Genomic DNA, 3,355 nt, shown 5'->3' on the forward strand with positions numbered 1-3,355 from the left:
TAGCGACCTGCCCGCCGAACACGTCCCGACCGCACAGCGCATCCTCACCGCCCTGGTCCGGCCCGCCGACGAAGCCCACGCCATCCCGGCCACACGCCAACAGGCCACCCTCACCCGCCTGCGCGCCCTCACCACCGACCCCACGACCGCAAGCCCGGCGGCCGATTCGGTCTTCGAGGACGTGCTGGCAGCCCTGACCCGCCGCCGCATCATCACCACCCGCACGGTGACACAGCCTGGCGACACCGTGGGTGAACCGACCGCGGAACTCATCCACGACGCCCTCATCCGTGACTGGGGGACCCTACGCGGCTGGGTGGCGCAGGACCACCGCTTCCAGGTCTGGCTGCACCGCGTCGCCGAACAGCAGACACGCCACGCGGAAAGCGGCCTGACCGGCGACCTGCTGGACGGAACCGTTCTCGCGGAAGGCACGGACTGGGCCCGCCAACGCCCACTCCCGCCAGAGATCACCACCTACTTCACGGCCAGCCAACAACGCCAGCAGGCCGCGCTCCGCCGCACCCGGCGCATCAACACCGCCCTGGCCGGCCTGCTTGTCCTCGCCCTTCTCGCTGCAGGAGTCGCTTTCTGGCAACGGCAAACAGCAATCACCGCGCAACACGACGCCGTCGCCGCCCAGTACGAGGCCCAGTCGCGCCAGCTGGCTGCCCAGTCCACTGCCCTGATCGGCACCAATCCTGACCTGGCCTCACTCCTGGCCGTCCAGGCCCACCGAATCAGCCCCACCATCGAAGCCGCGGGCAGCCTCTACGCAGCTGCCGCACTCCCACTCCGGAGCCGCCTCGCTGGCCACACCGACTCGGTGGACTCGGTGGCGTTCAGTCCTGACGGCAAGACCCTCGTCACCGGCAGCGACGACCAGACGGTGCGGCTGTGGAGTACGGCCTCTGACGGGTCCTCCACGCTACGGGCCAGGCTCACAGGCCACACTGGCACGGTGCTCTCGGTGGCGTTCAGTCCTGACGGCAAGACCCTCGCCACCGGCAGCTACGACAACACGGTGCGGCTGTGGAATGTGACCTCTCATGGGCCTTACACGCTACGGGCCAGGTTCACAGGCCCCGCCGCCCCGGTGCTCTCGGTGGCGTTCAGTCCTGACGGCAAGACCCTCGCCACCGGCAGTGAAGACACCACGGTGCGGCTGTGGAATGTGACCTCTCATGGGCCTTACACGCTACGGGCCAGGCTCACAGGCCACACTGGCACGGTGGACTCGGTGGCGTTCAGTCCTGACGGCAAGACCCTCGCCACCGGCAGTGAAGACACCACGGTGCGGCTGTGGAATGTGACCTCTCATGGGCCTTACACGCTACGGGCCAGGCTCACAGGCCACACTGGCACGGTGGACTCGGTGGCGTTCAGTCCTGACGGCAAGACCCTCGCCACCGGCAGCGACGACGAAACGGTGCGGCTGTGGAGTGTGGCGCCTGACGGGTCCTCCAGGCTACGGGCCACGCTCCCCGGCTCCACCGACACGATGGGTTCGGTGGCGTTCAGTCCTGACGGCAAGACCCTCGCCACCGGCAGCTACGACAACGCGGTGCGGCTGTGGAATGTGACCTCTCATGGGCCGTACACGCTACGGGCCAGGCTCACAGGCCACACCAACCCGGTGAGTTCGGTGGCGTTCAGCCGCGACGGCAAGACCCTCGCCACCGGCAGTGAAGACAACACGGTGCGCCTGTGGAGTGCGGCGCCTGACGGGCCCTCCACCCTACGGACCACGCTCCCCGGCCACACCGACTCGGTGGACTCGGTGGCGTTCAGTCCTGACGGCAAGACCCTCGCCACCGGCAGCGACGACAACACGGTGCGGCTGTGGAGTGTGGCGCCTGACGGGTCCTCCACGCTACGGGCCACGCTCCCCGGCGACGCCTACTCGGTGTACTCGGTGGCGTTCAGTCCTGACGGCAAGACCCTCGCCACCGGCAGCTACGACAACGCGGTGCGGCTGTGGAATGTGACCTCTCATGGGCCTTACACGCTACGGGCCAGGCTCACAGGCCACACTGGCACGGTGGACTCGGTGGCGTTCAGTCCTGACGGCAAGACCCTCGCTACCGGCAGTGGCGACAACGCGGTGCGGCTGTGGAATGTGACCTCTCATGGGCCTTACACGCTACGGGCCAGGCTCACAGGCCACACTGGCACGGTGGACTCGGTGGCGTTCAGCCGCGACGGCAAGGCCCTCGCCACCGGCAGCTACGACAACGCGGTGCGGCTGTGGAATGTGACCTCTCATGGGCCTTACACGCTACGGGCCAGGCTCACAGGCCACACCTACTCGGTGCACTCGGTGGCGTTCAGCCGCGACGGCAAGACCCTCGCCACCGGCAGTGAAGACACCACGGTGCGGCTGTGGAATGTGACCTCTCATGGGCGGCCTTACACGCTACGGGCCACGCTCCCCGGCCACACCGCCCCGGTGCTCTCGGTGGCGTTCAGTCCTGACGGCAAGACCCTCGCTACCGGCAGTGGCGATACCACGGTGCGGCTGTGGAATGTGACCTCTCATGGGCCTTACACGCTACGGGCCAGGCTCACAGGCCACACCGACTCGGTGTACTCGGTGGCGTTCAGCCGCGACGGCAAGACCCTCGCCACCGGCAGTGAAGACACCACGGTGCGGCTGTGGAACGTAGACCTTCCTGATGCGGCCGAAGCCAGTAGGCGCATCTGTCAAGCCATCCACCGGGACTTCAGCCAGCAGGAACGCTCTGCCTACTTGCGCGGCCAGGCGCCCGATCCAGTTTGCCCAGACTCGGCGGGTACTGAGCACGCTTCCAGTAGCGACGACAGATCCTGAACCGCCCCGGGTCCGGTAGAGATCTCAGATTGTGGTTGTGACCTGGGGTTTCGCAGATGCCCCATGCCGCTGTCGCCGCATACAACCGACCCGGCTCCTTCCTACGTGTGATTGGTCGGGGGTGGTGTCAGCGGGTTGGGTGTCAGCCGTTGAGTTCCGGTGGTCCGGCGGTCTGAGCTGTCGCTTTTCTGGCCTGGTACCCGTGGCGTTGGCTGTCATGGAGTGACTAACTGATCGTTTCAGAATGAGTTCAGCGTGAGGGCTTGGCGACCGGGGCTGGCAGGGGCAGAGTGGTGCGGGTGTCGGATGATCTTGTGCCTGATGACCTGTGGGAACGCATCGCTCCGCTGCTGCCGCCCCGGCCGCCGCGGCGTCATCGGTATCCCGGGCGGTTGCCGGCGGACGACCGTGCGGCTCTTCGGGGCATCGTGTACGTGCTGCGCAAGAACGTCAGCTGGAGAGACGTGCCCGCCGAGCGGACCGGCTGCAGTGGGGTGACGGCCTGGCGGCGGCTGCGGGACTGGA

General features: G+C 67.5%; 2 protein-coding genes. Both read left to right on the forward strand.

The window, feature by feature from the left end; genetic code table 11:
* A partial coding sequence (locus tag EAO76_RS41230) for a WD40 repeat domain-containing protein (protein WP_262376185.1) occupies nucleotides 1-2,830 on the forward strand: 2,830 nt, incomplete at its 5' end.
* 299 nt (nucleotides 2,831-3,129) lie between these two features.
* On the forward strand, nucleotides 3,130-3,355 hold a 226-nt coding region (locus EAO76_RS41235; RefSeq protein WP_262375389.1), incomplete at its 3' end, for a transposase.

Source organism: Streptomyces sp. sk2.1, assembly GCF_008120935.1.
In the GTDB taxonomy this organism is placed as follows: Bacteria; Actinomycetota; Actinomycetes; order Streptomycetales; family Streptomycetaceae; genus Streptomyces.